The 16622-nt window shown below is 63.2% G+C and carries 19 protein-coding genes and 2 pseudogenes; 19 read left to right on the forward strand and 2 right to left on the reverse strand.

The window, feature by feature from the left end:
- Window positions 1-152: 152 nt before the first annotated feature.
- The 11 genes from EGT36_RS11365 (at window position 153) to EGT36_RS11415 (ending at window position 8809) form a co-directional block, all read left to right on the forward strand.
- On the forward strand, window positions 153-680 hold the full coding sequence (locus tag EGT36_RS11365) for a hypothetical protein (protein ID WP_125270414.1): 528 nt from the start codon (window positions 153-155) through the stop codon (window positions 678-680).
- Complete coding sequence (locus tag EGT36_RS11370; RefSeq protein WP_037091547.1) at window positions 677-1936, forward strand: DNA-packaging protein; 1260 nt, start codon at window positions 677-679, stop codon at window positions 1934-1936. Before EGT36_RS11365 ends, EGT36_RS11370 begins: the two co-directional genes overlap by 4 nt.
- A gap of 557 nt (window positions 1937-2493) precedes the next feature.
- The gene (locus EGT36_RS11375; protein ID WP_037091545.1) at window positions 2494-3132 is read left to right on the forward strand and encodes a lysozyme family protein; all 639 of its coding nucleotides are present in this window, start codon (window positions 2494-2496) and stop codon (window positions 3130-3132) included.
- A 58-nt stretch (window positions 3133-3190) separates the two neighbouring features.
- Entirely contained in the window at window positions 3191-3499 is a 309-nt protein-coding gene (locus EGT36_RS11380) for a Dabb family protein (protein ID WP_006700091.1), read from the forward strand.
- A gap of 239 nt (window positions 3500-3738) precedes the next feature.
- Window positions 3739-4905 carry a phage portal protein gene (locus EGT36_RS11385; protein WP_037091720.1) on the forward strand — a complete coding sequence of 389 codons (1167 nt, stop codon included), beginning with the start codon at window positions 3739-3741 and terminating at the stop codon, window positions 4903-4905.
- 187 nt (window positions 4906-5092) lie between these two features.
- On the forward strand, window positions 5093-5413 hold the full coding sequence (locus EGT36_RS11390; protein WP_003509186.1) for a DUF6107 family protein: 321 nt from the start codon (window positions 5093-5095) through the stop codon (window positions 5411-5413).
- Between the two features lie 28 nt (window positions 5414-5441).
- Complete coding sequence (locus tag EGT36_RS11395; RefSeq protein WP_037091542.1) at window positions 5442-6032, forward strand: HK97 family phage prohead protease; 591 nt, start codon at window positions 5442-5444, stop codon at window positions 6030-6032.
- 31 nt (window positions 6033-6063) lie between these two features.
- Entirely contained in the window at window positions 6064-7332 is a 1269-nt protein-coding gene (locus EGT36_RS11400; RefSeq protein WP_125270415.1) for a phage major capsid protein, read from the forward strand.
- 170 nt (window positions 7333-7502) lie between these two features.
- On the forward strand, window positions 7503-8072 hold the full coding sequence (locus tag EGT36_RS11405; protein WP_037091540.1) for a head-tail connector protein: 570 nt from the start codon (window positions 7503-7505) through the stop codon (window positions 8070-8072).
- A gap of 3 nt (window positions 8073-8075) precedes the next feature.
- On the forward strand, window positions 8076-8417 hold the full coding sequence (locus EGT36_RS11410; RefSeq protein ID WP_006700095.1) for a phage head closure protein: 342 nt from the start codon (window positions 8076-8078) through the stop codon (window positions 8415-8417).
- Window positions 8414-8809, forward strand: a complete 396-nt coding sequence (locus tag EGT36_RS11415) for a DUF3168 domain-containing protein (RefSeq protein WP_004440751.1) — start codon at window positions 8414-8416, stop codon at window positions 8807-8809. Before EGT36_RS11410 ends, EGT36_RS11415 begins: the two co-directional genes overlap by 4 nt.
- Window positions 8810-8815: 6 nt before the next feature.
- Here the strand turns inward: EGT36_RS11415 and EGT36_RS11420 are convergent, their stop codons facing one another.
- Window positions 8816-10015, reverse strand: a complete 1200-nt coding sequence (locus tag EGT36_RS11420; RefSeq protein WP_037091718.1) for an MFS transporter — start codon at window positions 10013-10015, stop codon at window positions 8816-8818.
- 89 nt (window positions 10016-10104) lie between these two features.
- Between EGT36_RS11420 and EGT36_RS11425 the strand changes: the two genes are divergently transcribed.
- The 8 genes and pseudogenes from EGT36_RS11425 to EGT36_RS11460 form a co-directional block, all read left to right on the forward strand.
- A complete protein-coding gene (locus EGT36_RS11425) occupies window positions 10105-10512 on the forward strand; it encodes a phage major tail protein, TP901-1 family (protein ID WP_004440755.1) in 408 nt (135 codons plus the stop codon).
- Window positions 10512-10871, forward strand: coding sequence for a gene transfer agent family protein (locus EGT36_RS11430; RefSeq protein WP_004440758.1), 360 nt, complete (start codon window positions 10512-10514; stop codon window positions 10869-10871). Before EGT36_RS11425 ends, EGT36_RS11430 begins: the two co-directional genes overlap by 1 nt.
- The gene (locus EGT36_RS11435) at window positions 10868-11113 is read left to right on the forward strand and encodes a rcc01693 family protein (protein ID WP_081950612.1); all 246 of its coding nucleotides are present in this window, start codon (window positions 10868-10870) and stop codon (window positions 11111-11113) included. The genes EGT36_RS11430 and EGT36_RS11435 overlap by 4 nt, the downstream gene beginning before the upstream one ends.
- Before the next feature lie 44 nt (window positions 11114-11157).
- A complete protein-coding gene (locus EGT36_RS11440) occupies window positions 11158-11739 on the forward strand; it encodes a phage tail tape measure protein (RefSeq protein ID WP_037091537.1) in 582 nt (193 codons plus the stop codon).
- Window positions 11740-11852: 113 nt separating this feature from the next.
- A complete protein-coding gene (locus EGT36_RS11445; protein WP_037091534.1) occupies window positions 11853-12491 on the forward strand; it encodes a TIGR02217 family protein in 639 nt (212 codons plus the stop codon).
- Window positions 12488-13372 (forward strand): annotated as a pseudogene (locus EGT36_RS11450) (phage/gene transfer agent baseplate hub protein). The gene EGT36_RS11445 and the pseudogene EGT36_RS11450 overlap by 4 nt, the downstream one beginning before the upstream one ends.
- Window positions 13369-13803, forward strand: a complete 435-nt coding sequence (locus tag EGT36_RS11455) for a C40 family peptidase (protein WP_037091532.1) — start codon at window positions 13369-13371, stop codon at window positions 13801-13803. The pseudogene EGT36_RS11450 and the gene EGT36_RS11455 overlap by 4 nt, the downstream one beginning before the upstream one ends.
- Before the next feature lie 17 nt (window positions 13804-13820).
- Window positions 13821-15947 (forward strand): annotated as a pseudogene (locus EGT36_RS11460) (baseplate multidomain protein megatron); the annotation flags it as partial.
- A 284-nt stretch (window positions 15948-16231) separates the two neighbouring features.
- Here EGT36_RS11460 and EGT36_RS11465 read toward each other — a convergent pair.
- Window positions 16232-16597, reverse strand: coding sequence for a helix-turn-helix domain-containing protein (locus tag EGT36_RS11465; protein ID WP_208759497.1), 366 nt, complete (start codon window positions 16595-16597; stop codon window positions 16232-16234).
- Window positions 16598-16622 lie beyond the last annotated feature (25 nt).

A 16622-nucleotide genomic window follows, 5' to 3' on the forward strand; every position in this document is an offset into this window, starting at 1 on the left:
AACGGCAATGGTTGTCCTTGGGACCGCCCGTAGCGCTTTCCTCACCACCGTGTTCCTGTGCTTGTCACAGGAATGAGGGTGAGTGAGGTGCAAGCAAACTTGCCTTGTTCGCGGCCCCTCTTTATTTGTTCTTTCTCTCGCAGGCCAATCCCATGACAACGTCCAGCAATTGCGATCCGGCGCTCTACAGCGTCTGGCCGGAAACGCCCGCCTATGCGGCTGACGACATGCCGGAAGCCGCGCCCGAGACGAAGTCGCGGGCCGACAGGCTGGCCGCCGAAGATGCGGCGCGCAACGGCAGCCTGCGGCAATTGCTGAATGAGCTTACGGAGGAGATGCGCGAGCAGTTCTGCCTGTACCGCAATCTCCGCCAAGTGAGCGAAGCGGCATTTCTGGCGACAGCGGAGGATGCTTCGGGCAAGCTCGCGCGCGCCGATGTGAAGGCTGCGACGGACCAGCTGTCGCTGATCGTTCGCACGCTGGAGCGGATCGACGCTTTGCAACGGGTGCTGGCGGAAGAAAGGGAAGCTCTTTTCAGCGAAGACGAAACAGAGGTCGCGGATTACGAAGCGGCGGTGGCGCATTTCCTCAATCGCATCGATGAACTGGCTGAACAGAAATGCCGCGCAAAGATGGCAACCGATCCCGCTTGCAGCCCCTTCGCAGAAACCGACACATGACGGATATGTCGACCGGACCCCATCTGCCGGCGCAGGTTTTCAATCTTCTGCGCGACTGGCGTTTCATTGGCAACCTGCCGCAGCAGCCGCCGGAGGGCGACTGGCGGACATGGCTTCTGATCGGCGGACGCGGATCCGGCAAGACCCGCGCCGGGTCGGAGTGGGTTCACGCCGTCGCTTCCGCCGGCAGGCAATCGGATTTGCGCATCGCGCTGGTTGCCGAAACGCTGGGTGACGCCCGGGAGGTTATGATCGACGGCATTTCCGGGATTTGCCGTATTGCCCGCCGCCATCGTCCCGCCTTCGAGGTGTCGCGTCGGCGGCTGCTTTGGCCCAACGGGGCGATGGCGCAGGTGTTCTCATCGGAAGACCCGGAAAGCCTGCGCGGGCCGCAGTTCCACATGGCCTGGGCGGATGAGCTGGGCAAATGGAAATATCCACAGGAAACCTGGGACATGCTGCAGTTCGGCCTGCGTCTGGGTGAATTGCCACGACAGCTGGTGACGACCACGCCACGGCCCATTCCATTGCTGAAGGCGCTTCTGGCCGATCCTTCGAGCCGGGTGGCCCGGATGCCGACGGCCATGAACGCGCGGAACCTTTCGCCCGGTTTTCTGAAAGCCATGCAGGACCGCTACGGCGGCACGCGGCTCGGCCGTCAGGAAATTGGCGGCGAGCTGATCGATGAGCGCGAGGGCGCGTTATGGAAACGCGCCGATCTGGAAGCGATCGTTGAGGTTGCGGCTGCGCCGCTTTCGCGGATCGTGGTGTCGGTCGATCCGCCGGCCGGCAGTGGTGAAAATTCCTGCTGCGGCATCGTCGTGGCGGGACTGGGCATGGCCGGGCGTCTCACGGTGCTTGCGGATTGTTCGGTGGAAGGCGAGACGCCGGCCGGCTGGGCTCGCGCCGTCGTCGCCGCCTTCCGCCGCCACGAGGCTGACCGCGTCGTGGCAGAGGTCAATCAGGGCGGCGAGATGGTGCGCGCCATGCTGCAGAGCGTAGACGCCAACCTGCCGCTGACGCTGGTGCGGGCAAGCCGCGGAAAGTTCGCCCGCGCCGAACCGGTCGCCGCGCTCTATGAGCAGGGAAGGGTGAGCCACGCTGCGCGATTTGAAAAGCTGGAGGACCAGATGACGGATTTCGGACCGGAAGGCCTGTCGACCGGGCGCTCGCCGGACAGGCTGGACGCACTCGTCTGGGCGATCACTGCGCTGACGACGATGGTGACCAGCGAACCGAAGGTGCGGGGGATGTGAGACGGTGATTTAGTGGCTCCAGGGACCTAGAGCCAATAACGCCTCAAGCGTGCCGCCTGTTTCTTCTCCCGTTGGGCAGAAGGACCGCAGCGCGGGATGAAGAGGCAACGGTCAAGATGTGCCGCGAGAGCATGGATGTCAGGACCTTGCCCCGTCATCTGACCCTTGGGGCCATCTTCTCCCCGGCGGGGAGAAGAAAAAGTGGAGGACCCGCCCGATTTCGGGCGTCGGGCAAATATTATTTCTTCGGAGATTGCGCCGGCTTCGGCTGGGAGCCGGTTTCACGCATCTGGCGCCACTCGTTTTCGAGACGGTCATAAACGGTCTGGGGGATTGTCGCTGTCATGGTGGCATTCCTCCTTGAATGGTTAACGCTGCAGGATTGCGCGGTAAATGGAATTAGCGCGCTAAGGTTCCGGAATTCAAGGAATTTTTTACTCCAAAACCCCGGTCCGAGGATTAAAATCGATTAAGGTTTTTTCAAATCGATTTAGTCCTGACGGACGTCAGGGGTCATGAACCCCAAGTCATATCAAGTGTCATATCAGGAGCAGGCCATGGTCTTTGACGAGGCGCGATTCGTCGCGTCGGTGCGGAAATCCCTGTTCGGCGGGCGGCTGCGCACGGCGCAGCTTGCAGGGATGAAGACGATCCTGTCGGGCTTTGCGACGGCGCTGCCCGGCGGCGATCCCCGGTGGCTGGCTTATATGCTGGCGACTGCTTTCCACGAGACCGCGGCAACCATGCAGCCGGTGCGCGAGACTTTGGCGACAACCGATGCCGAAGCGATCGCACGGCTCGACCGCGCCTTTGCCGCCGGCGGTCTGCCGATGGTCCGCAGACCCTACTGGCGGCGTGATGCGGAAGGGAAAAGCTGGCTGGGACGTGGCTTCGTTCAGCTGACCCATCGCCGCAATTATGAGACCATGTCGGTGCTGACCGGGGTGGATCTAACCGGCCGCCCCGAGCGCGCCATGGAAGCGGACGTGGCGACGGCTATCCTGATCCAGGGGATGGTGGCCGGCAGCTTCACCGGCAGACGTCTTGCGGATTTCTTCGGTGCAGAGCGCGAAGACTGGGATGCGGCGCGCGCCATCATCAATGGCAGCGACCGGGCCAGCCTGGTGGGCAATTATGGGCGCGCATTTCATCGGGCGCTTCTTGCGGCGCGGATTGAACCGGCGCGGCCCAGGTGATAACCCGTTACGCAGCGCCGAGAAGGCCGCCTTCGAATTTCGCATGACAGGTGACACCGTGATCCGCCATATCGTCTTTTTCACCGTTCCCGAGGAAAACCGCGACGCCGTCCGCAAGGGCCTTTCCGGCCTTACCGCGATTCCGCATGCGCTGAAGCTGGAAATCGGCGAGAATGTGAAGAAGGACCAATGGGGCAATTCCGTCGATTTCATCGTTTATGGCGAGTTCGAAAACGAGGCGGCGCTGGCGGCCTACAAGGCCGATCCCGCCTATGATCTTTCCACCCGCACGGTGAAGCCGCTGCGGGAAACCCGCGTCGCCGCCGATTTCGACAGCGATACGGCAGTAAAAGCACCGATCCGGTAACGGTTCGGTTCAGCTGCGCAAGTGACGGGCATCTGCCCGTCGTCTGCCGAGAGCCGGCGAAAAAAATCTTTTTCCGTTTGGGCTTTGAGTCCCGGTATCCCTTATTTCTGTGCCTGTCGCAGGAAACCAGCCGACGCGTGTCTGCGCGACGACAAGACTCTCTTCGGCCCAAAGAGCTGGGCTGGCTGGTTCCCTGTGACAAGCCAGGGATGAGGAACATCACAAACAAGGACACCGTCATGCGATTTCCCTTTTCCCTGCCGCGCAAGCGCCCGGCGGATGGCAACGCCATGCCCGAAAACCGGAAAATGGCTGGCGGCTTCATGGCCGTGGCCATGCAGGGCGGGCAGGCCTTCTGGTCCGGCCGGTCCTATGCCGCGCTTGCCCGTGAGGGTTTCATGAAGAATCCCGTAGCCCACCGGGCTGCCCGCATGGTGGCGGAAGCGGCCGCGTCGGTGAACTGGCTGCTTTACGACGGCGATGACGAGATAGGCGATCATCCGCTGCTGGCGCTTCTGGCGAGGCCGGGCGCCCATATGGGCGGACCGGATTTCTTCGAGGCGCTTTATGGCCACCTCATGCTGGCCGGAAATGCCTATGTCGAGCCGCTTGTGATCGGCGGGCGGCTGCGTGAACTGCATCTTCTCCGGCCTGACCGGCTCAGCATTGTCGAAGGGCCGGATGGCTGGCCGGCGGCTTATGATTACCGCGCCGAAGGCCGGGCCGCGCGGCGCATCGCCGCCGAGCGGGACGGGCTGGGGCTGCTGCATCTCAAACTGTTCCATCCGCTGGATGACCGGGTGGGGTTCGCGCCGCTCGCCTCCGCCGGCGCGGCGCTTGATCTCCACAACGCGGCCAGCCAGTGGAACAAGCGCCTGCTCGATAATTCCGCCCGGCCTTCCGGCGCGCTGGTCTATCAGCCGCGGGAAGGCGGCAATCTTTCCGCCGAACAATATGAACGGCTGAAGCGCGAGCTGGAGGAGGGCTATCAGGGCGCCATGAATGCCGGCCGGCCGCTGCTTCTGGAGGGCGGGCTGGACTGGAAGGCGATGGGACTATCGCCGCGCGACATGGACTTTCTGGAAGCCCGCAACGGCGCGGCCCGCGATATCGCGCTCTCACTCGGAGTACCGCCAATGCTGATCGGCATTCCCGGCGACAATACCTATGCGAATTACCAGGAAGCAAACCGCGCCTTCTATCGCCTCACCGTGCTGCCGCTCGTCAACCGCACGGCGGCGAGGCTTTGCGGCTGGCTTGCGCCGATCTTCGGCGTGGGCCTGCGACTGGAAGCCGATCTCGATCGGATTGCCGGGCTCGCCGGCGAGCGGGACGCGCTCTGGACACGCATCGGCGCAGCCTCGTTCCTGAGCGACGAGGAAAAACGCGAGGCCGTCGGTTATTGAAGGGACGGCGTTTCTTTCGCTTTGACGGTTCAAGCATTGTCTGAAGAAGCGGATTCTCTTTGTGAGCTCATCCGTCCAAGCGATTCCGAAGATTCGTAAAATCACCCGGTGCAGGCGCGCAGGAAGCGGCTGCGTGCGACGCGGCGCGTCCGCCCGATGACAACATCCTAGAACGGAGTGATTACCCATGTCTGAATTCGCCAATGAGGCTGGCATCTGGGCCGCCCGCATCACCGGCGCCGTGGCGGGCGCGGGTGTATCGCTCGTTTATCTCCTGCCGAAAAGCAAACGCGAGGCCGCGAGCCGTTTTATCACCGGCGTCTCCTGCGGCATGATCTTCGGCGGGCCTATCGGCCTGTGGATCGTGCAGCAGCTTGATATTGCCGGTGCGCTCTCCGGTCGCGAAATCATGGTGGCGGGTTCCGCCGCCGCCAGCATGGGGGCCTGGTGGGGGTTGGGCGTGCTGGTGCGCATCGCCGACCGTTACAGCGCCCGCCCGCGCGCCTGATATTCCCCTCACATTGCAGGAGTTACCCATGCACGCCTATCGCGGGCCGCGTCCCGCCACGCGTAAATTCGCCAATCTGGAACTGCGCGGCATTGCCGGCGACGGCACTTTTTCCGGTTACGCCAGCGTTTTTGGCGAGATCGATCTCGGCCGCGATGTGATCGAGCGCGGCGCCTTCCGCCGCTCCATCGAGGAGCGCGGTGCGTCCGGTATCCGCATGCTCTACCAGCACGATCCGGCCCAGCCTATCGGCGCCTGGCGCACCATCCGCGAGGATGAGCGTGGCCTTTATGTCGAGGGTATCCTCTCGCCCGGCGTCGCCCGGTCGAGGGAGGTCCATTCGCTGATGAAGGCCGGCGCTCTGGACGGGCTGTCCATCGGTTTCCGCACGGTTCGTTCGAGTAGGGAAGGGCGTTCCGGCAAGGCGGCCCGCGCCGGCGTCCGGCGCATTCTGGAGGCCGATCTCTGGGAGATCTCCGTCGTGACTTTTCCGATGCTTCCCTCGGCTCGCGTCTCCGATGTCAAGCATGCCCGCTTCTTCCGCGACCGCGACACCGAACTGGTGCGCAGCATGCGCCGCGCCGCCCGTTCGCTTTTCGATACCGCCTTCAAACGCTGATTTCCGGACAAACCGCAACAAGGAAAACCACATGACAGAGCAGACAACGACACCGGCCCCGATGACGGTTGCGCCGCAGCTGAAGGCCGTCCCTGATACGATGACGGCCGCCTTCGACGAGTTCATGGAGGCCTTCGAAGCCTTCCGTGAGACCAACGATCAGCGGCTTGCCGATATCGAGCGCAAGATGGGGGCTGATGTCGTGACCCGCGACAAGCTCGACCGCATCGACAGGGCGCTCGACGACAACCGCAGGCTCATGGACGATCTGGCTTTGAAGAAGGCGCGGCCCGCGCTCGGCCGGAAGGACACGCTGTCGCAGGATGCCGAAGAGCACAAGACCGCTTTCGAGGCCTATATCCGCCGGGGCGAGGAAGCCGCGCTGCGCGATCTCGAGGCAAAGGCCTTTGCCGGCTCGGCCGGGGCGGACGGCGGCTTTCTTCTTCCGACCGAGACGGATGGCGAGATCGGCCGGCGCATGACGGCGATTTCGCCTGTCCGGGCGCTCGCCACGGTGCGACAGGTGTCCGCTGCCGTGCTGAAAAAACCCTTCGCCGCCGGCGGGCTCGCCACCGGCTGGGTTTCGGAAACGGCGGCGCGGCCGGAAACGGCGACGCCGAAACTGTCGGAGCTTTCTTTCCCGACCATGGAGCTTTATGCCATGCCTGCCGCCACCCAGGGCCTGCTGGACGACGCGGCGGTCGATATCGAGGCGTGGATCGCATCCGAGGTGGACATCGCATTCGCCGAACAGGAGGCGGCGGCTTTCGTTGGCGGCGACGGCATCAACAAGCCCAGGGGGTTCCTCGCCTATACGACCGTTGCCAATAACGACTGGAGCTGGGGCAATATCGGTTATGTCGCGACCGGCGTATCGGCGGGCTTTTCCTCCGCCGGTCCCATGGACGTGCTGCTCGACGCCATCTATGCGTTGAAAGCCGGCCATCGCCAGAACGGCACCTTCCTGATGAACCGCAAGACGCAGGGCGCGCTTCGACGCTTCAAGGACACGACCGGCGCCTATCTTTGGCATCCGCCGGCTGCCGTCGGTCAGCCCGCCTCGCTGATGGGCTTTCCGGTGACGGAAGCCGAGGACATGCCCAATGTGGCGGCCAACAGCTTCGCCATCGCCTTCGGGGATTTCCGCGCCGGTTACCTCGTTGTTGACCGAACCGGTGTCCGCATCCTGCGCGATCCCTATTCGGCCAAACCCTATGTGCTTTTCTACACCACCAAACGCGTGGGCGGCGGCGTGCAGAATTTCGAGGCGATCAAGCTGGTGAAGTTCGGGGTGAATTGAACCTTGACGGTGCCGCGCGTTTCTTCTTCCCGCCAATGCCCGACAGGGCAGATGAGGGGGCAAGCTCACGGTTTACCCCCACCCATGCCCCCTCAACCCGCTGCCGCGACCTTCTCCCGGCGGGAAGAAGGCGAAAGACGCAGCCGCTCGCCCTAATCTCCGGAGACCCCATGACCTATGCCCTCATCCATCCGCCGCAGGCGGAGCCGTTGACCCTTGCCGACGTCAAGGCGCATCTGCGTCTCGACAGCGGTGACGAGGACACCTTGCTTGCCGCGTTGATACGCGCGGCCCGCGAGCATCTGGAACGCACCACCGGGCTGTGCCTCCTGCGCCAGACCTGGCGGCTTTATCTTGATCGGTGGCCCGAAACGGGCGTGATTCTGATTGGCAAGACGCCGGTGCAAGCCATCGAAACGATTCTGGTTTTCGACGGGCAGGGGCACGCGGCAGACATCACCGCCACCGAAAAGCTGCTCGACGGCGCGGCGCGGCCGGCACGGCTCTGGCTGCGCGAACCGCCGGCCCCGGAACGGGAGCTGAATGGCATCGAGATCGATTTCACCGCCGGTCATGGCGAGGCCGCGACGGATGTGCCCGATACGCTGAAACGCGCCATGCTGATGCATGTGGCGCAGATGTTCGCCTTTCGCGGCGCCGTCGCGCCGGAAAACCAGCCGGCCGCCGTTCCGGCTGGTTACGAGCGGCTGGTGTCTCCTTTCTGCCGTCTGGGGCTTTAGGCCATGAACCTCGTCTTTCTTGATCCCGGCAGGCTGACGGCGCGACTGGAACTGGAAGTGCGGTCGGAAACGCCCGATGGACAGGGCGGCGCCGCCGAAAGCTGGAAGGCCGTGCGCGCGTTGTGGGGCGCCATCGAACCGGTTTCCGAAGCCTCGCACGAGCGGGCTTCGGCCGAGGGGGCGACGATTACCCATCGTGTCTGGCTCGCCTGGCGCAACGACATCGACATCGGCACCGGGATGCGCTTTCGCAAGGGGTCGCGCATCCTCAACATCCGAACGGCGATGGATCCCGACGAAACCCGCCGCTTCATCGTCTGCCGTTGCGAAGAGGAAGACCGATGAGCGCCGCGAACCCGCTTCTTCAGGCGATCGTCGCAAAGCTCGCTGGCGATGCCGAATTGGCAGACCTCAACCCCGGCGGCATCGTCGACCGGCTTCTGACGCGTGGCCTTTTGCCATGTATTGTCTTCGACGAGGTCGAGACCCGCGATTATTCGACGGCGACGGAAAGCGCGGAGGAGCATTTTCTGACGCTGCAAATCTGGGGTGATGCCAATCGTCGCAGATCCACGGGTGAGATCGCCGCAAGGGTAAAAGCGCTGCTTGATGACGCCGCACTGCCGCTCGTCGGCTTTTCGCTCGTCAACATGCACATGCTGTCCAGCCGCTCCCGCCGTGAGGCGAAGTCACGGAACTTCGTCCTTGAAATGCGGTTCAGGGCGGTAACGGAATGAAGGGCCTTACGCTTTCTGGCCGGCCACGGTTTTCCACAGCAGGATCAGCAGCAGCAGCGAAAGGGTGATCAGGATGGAAGCGATGCCAAGCATCGCCGCCACACCGCCGCGATCGAGCGCCATGCTGAAAATGACAGGTGCAAAGGCGATGGCGAGATTTTGCGGAAGCGAAATCCGTGCGGCCTGAAGGCCGTATTGCTGCGGAGAAAACACTGCAAGCGGCAGAACGGCGCGGCTGACCGTCAGCACACCCGCGCCAAACCCGAACAGGGCGATGAAGCCGGCAAAGGCTGGTATGGCCGGAGAAAAGACGAGCAAGACCAGAAAGGATGTCAGCAGAAGACAGAGGCCGATCAGGCAGGTGATGAAGGGATTGCCGCGTTTTCCCAGCAGGAAATCTAGCCCGCGCGCGGTAATCGCCAGCACGCTGCGCACCGATGCCAGCTGGATTGCGAGCGCTTGCGATGCGCCTGAATGCACGAGAAGCAAAGGCAGAAGCGGCGAGAAGCCAAAGGCGGTGAAGGCACTGAGCGTGGTCATTGCCGCCAGAAGCAGGAAGGCGCGCCGCGTATCCAACGGCGAGGCCGGGATTTCACCAGGATGCGGGCGCTGGCCTGGATTGCCGCCCTTTCTCTTCGGAAGAACGAAGAGGTAAAGCGGCAGAAGCAGGAACAGCTGCAGACAGCCGTAGAGGATGAGGGTGCCGCGCCAGCCGAGATGCTGCTCCGCAAAGGCTGTAACGGGCAGGAACACGGCCGCCGAAAGGCCGGTAAAGACCATCAGCAGCGTCAGGGATCGACCGCTTTCCGCCCCGACGCGCTCCACCACGGCGGTGTGTGCCGCCGTTGTCAGCCCGCACGCGCCGGCAAAGCCCATCACCGCCCAGCCCAGCAGATAGCTTGTCACGCCGCCTGCAAAAGCAAGCAGCGCAAAGCCGCAGGCAAAAAGCAGGGTGCCGCTGACCAGCACCGGCGCTGCGCCGTGGCGCACAAGCATCCGCCCGAGCAGCGGCCCGCAAAGCGCACTGATGGTCATCATCACGGTCAGGCCCGCAAAAACGACTTCGTTGGCGATGGCGAGTTCGCTGCCCATTCGTGGACCGAGAATGGCCAGCATGTCGAAACCGGAACCCCAGCTGACGACCTGCCCAAGCGCCAGCACGCCGATAAGGCGTGTACGGAACGTCGGGGAAGCAGCATCGGACATGGCAAGATCGCACAATGCGAGGGCAAGGAACATTTTTGGTCGCAGGCCCGCAACACCCTGCAACCGCAATCGAAACGGAAGGAAACAGGATGGTGGCGCAGAAGGGCAAGGATTTTCTGCTGAAATTCAACAATGCCGGAACATATGTCACTGTTGCCGGGCTCAGAACGCGGCGGCTGGCCTTTAACGCCCAGGCGGTGGACGTTACCGATGGGGAAAGCGTCGGGCGCTGGCGCGAGTTGCTGGCGGGTGCCGGCGTGCAAAGGGCCGCGCTGACGGCGTCAGGCATATTCAAGGATGCGGCGAGCGATGCGCTCGTGCGCGGCGCGTTTTTCGCGGGCACCATTCCCGGCTGGCAGATCGTCATACCCGATTTCGGCACGATTATCGGGCCGTTCCAGATCGTGGCGCTGGAGTATTCCGGCCGTCACGATGGCGAAGTGCAATTTGAGATCGCGCTGGAATCGGCCGGTCTTTTGACCTTTGGAGCGCTGTGATGCCGCAAGGGTTGCGTTACGGGCGGGCGAACCGCCATCGCGGCGAGATCGAAGCGCTGTTCGACGGCGAAAGGCGCATATTGTGCCTGACGCTCGGCGCGCTTGCCGAGCTCGAAACCGCCTTCGAAGTCGATGACCTGACAGCGCTCGCCGAACGTTTTGCGAGCGGACGCATGAAGGCCACCGACATGATCCGGGTGATCGGCGCGGGGTTGCGGGGCGCCGGCAATGTTTTTTCGGATGAGGATGTTGCCAGCGCCACGGTGGAGGGCGGCATTGCCGGCCATGCCGCCATCGTCGCCGAACTTCTGACCGCCACCTTTGGCGGTTTGAAAGGGGAGACGCCGCGGGACCCCTGAATGCCGCAGCAGGCGATGCGACGCCGCGCCCCTTTCCCTGGGATGCGGTTCTCCATGCGGGTTTCTGCCTGCTGCGGCTTTCTTCCGAAGTCTTCTGGCGGCTGACGCCCAGAGAGTTTTTCGCCATGACGGGCGGCGTGCGCTCCGGTTCACACGGCCCGGATCGACAGGAGATGGAAGCGATGATGCGGCGTTTTCCCGACAGGGACGCATCCGATCATCGTTTCGCGAAGATCTTTTAGTTCAGATACTTGAAGCTCCAGTTTGAATCGGAAAGGCAGGTACGATGGCGGGTGAAGGATCGATCGCGGAAAATCGGGAGGAGGCGGAAGCCCTGTCCGAAGTGATGGGCGATCTCGAACGCCGCTCCGAACGGTTCGGAGCGGCGCTGACGTCTGCACTGCAGGCGGCAACGACAGGCGGCAAAGGGCTGGACGATGTGCTGCGCGGCCTTGGGCAGCGGCTGTCGGGCATCGCGCTCTCCGCCGGGCTCAAACCCTTTGAGGCCATGATTGACAATGCCGTCGGCGGGTTGTTGAACGGCGGCGGCTCGCTCTTCGCCTTCGCCGACGGCGGGATGCCGGGGCGCAGCGTCACGCCTTTCGCCGAGGGTGGTGTCGTCTCCAGCCCGGCGTTTTTTCCCATGGGCGGCGGGCTTGGCCTGATGGGAGAAGCAGGGGCGGAAGCCATATTGCCTCTGAAGCGCGGCCCGGATGGTGCACTCGGTGTCGCGGCGCCTTCCGCCGGCGGCGGGTCCCAGATCATTTTCAACGTCACGGCGACGGATGCGGCAAGCTTCCGCAAAAGCGAAGGCCAGATTGCCGCAATGCTGGCGCGCAGCGTCGGGCGCGGCCAGCGTGGACTGTAATATGCAGACCTTGTCCCTGTCCCGACCAGCCTGCCGAGCGTGGACAAACCGCGAAGGATGAGGGCCTGCGGCCGGCACACCCCGAACAGCGAAATGAATCCAGGAACAACGACATGGTGGCATTTCATGAAGTGCGGTTTCCGCTGCGGCTGGCGCTCGGTGTGAGCGGCGGCCCGGTGAGACGGACCGACATCGTCAATCTTTCCAATGGGCGGGAAAGCCGCAATCAGCGCTGGCGAAATGCCAGGCGTGCCTATGACGCCGGCTCGGGCATCCGCTCGCTCACCGATCTCTATGAGGTGCTGGCCTTTTTCGAAGCGCGGCGCGGCGAGCTTTACGGCTTTCGTTTTCGCGATCCCGTGGACTTCAAATCCTGCCCGCCGGGAGACACGCCGGCATCGACCGATCAGAGGATCGGCGTGGGTGATGGCGTCACGGTGCGGTTTCAACTGGTCAAGACCTATGCCGATGCGGGTGGCTTCTTCACCCGCCGGGTGGAAAAGCCTGCCGAGGGCTCCGTCCTCGTATCGGTCGAGGGTGTGCCCGTATCCGCTTCGGATGTGTCCTGCGATTACGCGACCGGTATGGTGACATTCGGTTCCGGAAAGGTTCCGCCCGCCGGTGCGGTGGTCCGTGCCGGATATGAATTCGATGTACCGGTACGGTTCGCGACCGACCGCATCGACATCAACCTCACCGCCTTCGAAGCCGGGCGAATTCCCGCCATTCCGCTGATGGAAATCCTGCCATGAAAACGATCGCTCCCGCCCTTGCCGGGCATCTTGAAAGCGATGCCACGACCACTTGCCATTGCTGGAAAGTGACGTTGAAGGATGGCGCCGAAATCGGCTTCACCGATCATGACGAGGCGCTTTTCTTCGCCGGCACGGCCTTTCTGGCCGCCAGCGGTTTTTCGGCCAGCGATAATGACAGCGAAACCGGGCTCGGCGCCGGCGCAGGTGAAGTGGCAGGCGGTTTTTCCAGCGAGGCGATTTCGGAAGAGGATCTTGCCGCCGGCCGTTTCGACGGAGCGAGAGTGGAGCTTTACCTCGTCAACTGGCAGGCTCCGGAAGAGCATGTGCTTCTCTCCCTGCGCGAGATCGGCGACGTAGCCCGGGCGGGCGGGTCCTTTCGCGCCGAGCTGCGCAGTTTCGCCCATCGCCTCAACCAGCCGCAGGGGCGGGTTTATGGACGGCGCTGCGATGCCGCGCTGGGAGACGCACGCTGCGGCGTTGCTCTGGCGCGGTTCACCGGCAATGGCCGGGTGGTGGCGGTGGACGCGGCCGGCAATCTCGTCGCAACCGGGCTCGATGCTTTCCCGGATGGTTTTTTCAACGGGGGAAAGGTGCGTTTTCTCACCGGTCCGCTTGCAGGGCGCGGGTTCGATCTCGATGGCCATGAGCAGCGCAATGGCGGCGTGCTTCTTTCTTTCTAGCTTCCACCGGATGAGGCGCCGTTGCCGGGAGACAGCTTTTCCGTCACGGCCGGTTGCGACAAGAGCTTCGCCACATGCAGGCATACATTCGCCAATCAGCTGAATTTCAGGGGCTTTCCCCATCTTCCAGGGGCGGATTTCGCCTATTCTTATGCCAGCGGCGGTCACACCCACGACGGCGGGGCCTTGTTCCCATGAGCGAGACGGGAGACAAGGTGCTGGCGCTGGCCGAGCCGTGGATCGGCACACCCTATCGGCATCAGGCGTCGCTAAAGGGCGTTGGCTGCGATTGTCTCGGCCTGATCCGAGGCGTCTGGCGCGAACTCTACGGCAGCGAACCGGAACTTCCGCCGCCCTATGCGCCTGACTGGGCCGAGCGCTGTGGTGAGGACCGGCTGATGGCGGCCGTGCAACGGCATTTTCCCGGCGTTTCGGGCCTGGACGAGGCAAAGCCTGGAGACCTGCTGCTGTTCCGCTGGCGGGCCGATGCGGCGGCCAAACATCTCGGCATCCTCGCGGAATCCCGGCATTTCATCCACGCTTATGAGCAGGCGGCGGTGGTGCGTTCCGCCTTGGTGCCATGCTGGAAACGGCGCATCGCCGGCATTTTCCGCTTTCCCGATCCCTGAGATTTTTTGAGGCAGGCATGGCAACCATACTATTTCAGGCAGCAGGTGCGGCGCTCGGCGGTATTTTCGGGCCCGTGGGAGCGATCATCGGGCGTGCGGCCGGCGCGCTGGCTGGCAACGCCGTGGATCGCGCCTTGCTTTCAGACGGTCGCACCGTGTCCGGGGCACGGCTCTCGGCCGCGCGTATTCCCGGTGCGGATGAAGGCGCCGCGATAAACCGGCTTTACGGTACGGCGAGGATCGGCGGCACCCTGATCTGGGCGACACGTTTCGAAGAAAGCCGTGTCGTGCAGAGACGTGGTGGCAAAGGCAACCGCGGCCCAAGGACGGAGACCTATCGATATTTCGCCAATCTCGCCATCGGTCTCTGCGAGGGGGAGGCGGCCCTCGTGCGGCGCGTCTGGGCCGATGGGCGCGAAATTGACCTGACCGGCATCGAGATGCGCTTTTATCCCGGCAGCGCAACGCAATTGCCCGATCCGCTGATCGAGGCGAAACAGGGGAGCGGCAATGCTCCCGCCTTTCGCGGCCTCGCTTATGTCGTCATCGAGCGCCTGCCGCTTGAAGCCTATGGCAACCGCATTCCGCTCATGCAGTTCGAGGTGGTGCGGCCGGTCGGCGGGCTGGAGAAATCGATCCGCGCCGTGACCGTCATTCCGGGCGCAACCGAACATGGTTACGCAACCGTGCCGGTTTCCGAGCATACGGGCATGGGTGAAAGCCGCGTGATGAACCGTAACGGCCTGACGGCCGAGACGGACTGGCGCGCTGCCATCGATGAATTGCAGGCGCTTTGCCCCGCTCTTCAAAGCGTGGCGCTGGTGGTGAGCTGGTTCGGCACGGATATGCGGGCGGGCGAATGCCGCATCCTGCCGGGTGTTGAAGTGGGGGACCGGGAGGGGGAGACGGCGCCGTGGTCCGTTGCCGGCCTCACACGCGCCGGGGCGCATCCGGTCAGCCATCATCATGGCGGTCCCGCCTATGGCGGCACGCCGAATGATGAAGGCGTGCTGCAGGCGATAGCCGACCTTAAGGCGCGGGGCCTGAAGGTCTGCCTTTATCCCTTTGTGATGATGGACGTGCCGGCGGGCAACGGGCTGCCGGATCCCTATGGCAAGGCCGAACAGGACGCCTATGCCTGGCGGGGGCGCATCACCTGCTTTCCCGCACCCGGGAGGCCCGGATCGGCCGATCGTACCGCGGGTGCGCGGCTGGAGATCGATCGTTTCTGTTCCCGCGCCGAGGGCTATCGACGCATGGTGCTGCATTACGCCGACCTCTCGGTAAAAGCGGGAGGCGTCGACGCCTTCCTGATCGGTTCCGAACTGCGGGGGCTGACGGGGTTGCGCGACGACAACGGCGCCTTTCCCTTCGTGGAGGCGCTGGTGCGGCTCGCGCGCGATGTACGGGCTGTCGTCGGAAGGGCGACGAAGCTCACCTATGCTGCGGACTGGAGCGAATATTTCGGTTACCAGCCGGCCGACGGCTCTGGGGACGTGTTCTTCCATCTCGATCCGCTCTGGGCGAGCCCCGACATCGACGCCATTGGCATCGACAACTACATGCCGCTCTCCGACTGGCGCGACGAAGATGCCGCAAACGGCAATCCTGATGGCATGACCGGCCCGGATGACGCTGTGGCCTTCCGCCGCGCCGTTACGGCTGGCGAGGGTTTCGACTGGTTTTATGCAAGCGAAGCCGACCGCACGGCCCGGCGGCGAACCCCCATTGCCGATGGCACAACGGCAAAGCCAGGGGTATTCCGCTACAAGGACCTTCGAAACTGGTGGGAAAATCTCCATTACGATCGGCCCGGCGGGAAGGAGAGCACCACGCCGACCGCATGGAGGCCGGGCTCGAAGCCCATCTGGTTTACGGAACTCGGCTGCCCGGCGGTGGACAAGAGCGCGACACGCCCCAATGTCTTTCCCGATCCGAAATCGACGGAAAACGCCTTTCCCCATTTTTCCCGCAAAGGCAGGGCGGACAGCCAGCAGCGGCGTTTTCTGGAGGCGCATCTGGGGCACTGGGAAAATGGCGATACCGCGATGGTGGATACGAGCCGGATCTATCTGTGGACCTGGGATGCGCGACCTTTCCCGGCTTTTCCGCAACACGGTGCGACGTGGAGCGATGGCGCTAACTGTTTTCACTTATTTTCGAAATTCGGGCAAATTAGGAGCAGGAGAATCCATTGTCTTTTTAGCAGGCATTCCCGTTGCAATGCGCTGGCGCATGCATATGCGCACCAAAAAAAGAAGTATCTGCCGCAGGCAGATTCCTTATGTCCTTGTTCGTATCCAAGCCCAGGCTCAGCCATCAATCGCTAAGAGCCGGACGGGCTTGGATACAAAACAAATGTCGGGCGAAGCCCGTCCGCTTCATGTACCTGCCGACGCGCAGCGGAGGTAGGCTTTGACACTCTGCACTAAGATTTGACGTAAGGGGGGTCTTCAGGCGTCCCGCCCGCTTCATTATCTGTAGCTGACTGGGCGTGTGTTGTGGCCGACGATACGTGCGCCTTTTTGCGCTTCGGCATCGGGACGCTTTCGAGCTTGTTCAACGATTGCTCTACGCCGTTCAAGTTCGCATTGTACATTCCCCACCCTCTTTCATCAGTGGGTGGAACGAAAGTTATGCCCTGCTCCTCATAGAAACGCTGAAGAGCGGCGACGTATTGTTCGCTTACCTCCATGCGCTTCTCCATTCGCTGGATCGTCTTTCGGGACATGCCAAAAACTGCCTCGACGTCGTCCTGACTGAGGCCGAGAAACTCCCTGGCTGCTTTCATCATAATCGCGGGGACTTGCGGCATAAGG

Source organism: Agrobacterium sp. FDAARGOS_525 (genome assembly GCF_003938925.1).
In the GTDB taxonomy this organism is placed as follows: domain Bacteria; phylum Pseudomonadota; class Alphaproteobacteria; order Rhizobiales; family Rhizobiaceae; genus Agrobacterium; species Agrobacterium pusense.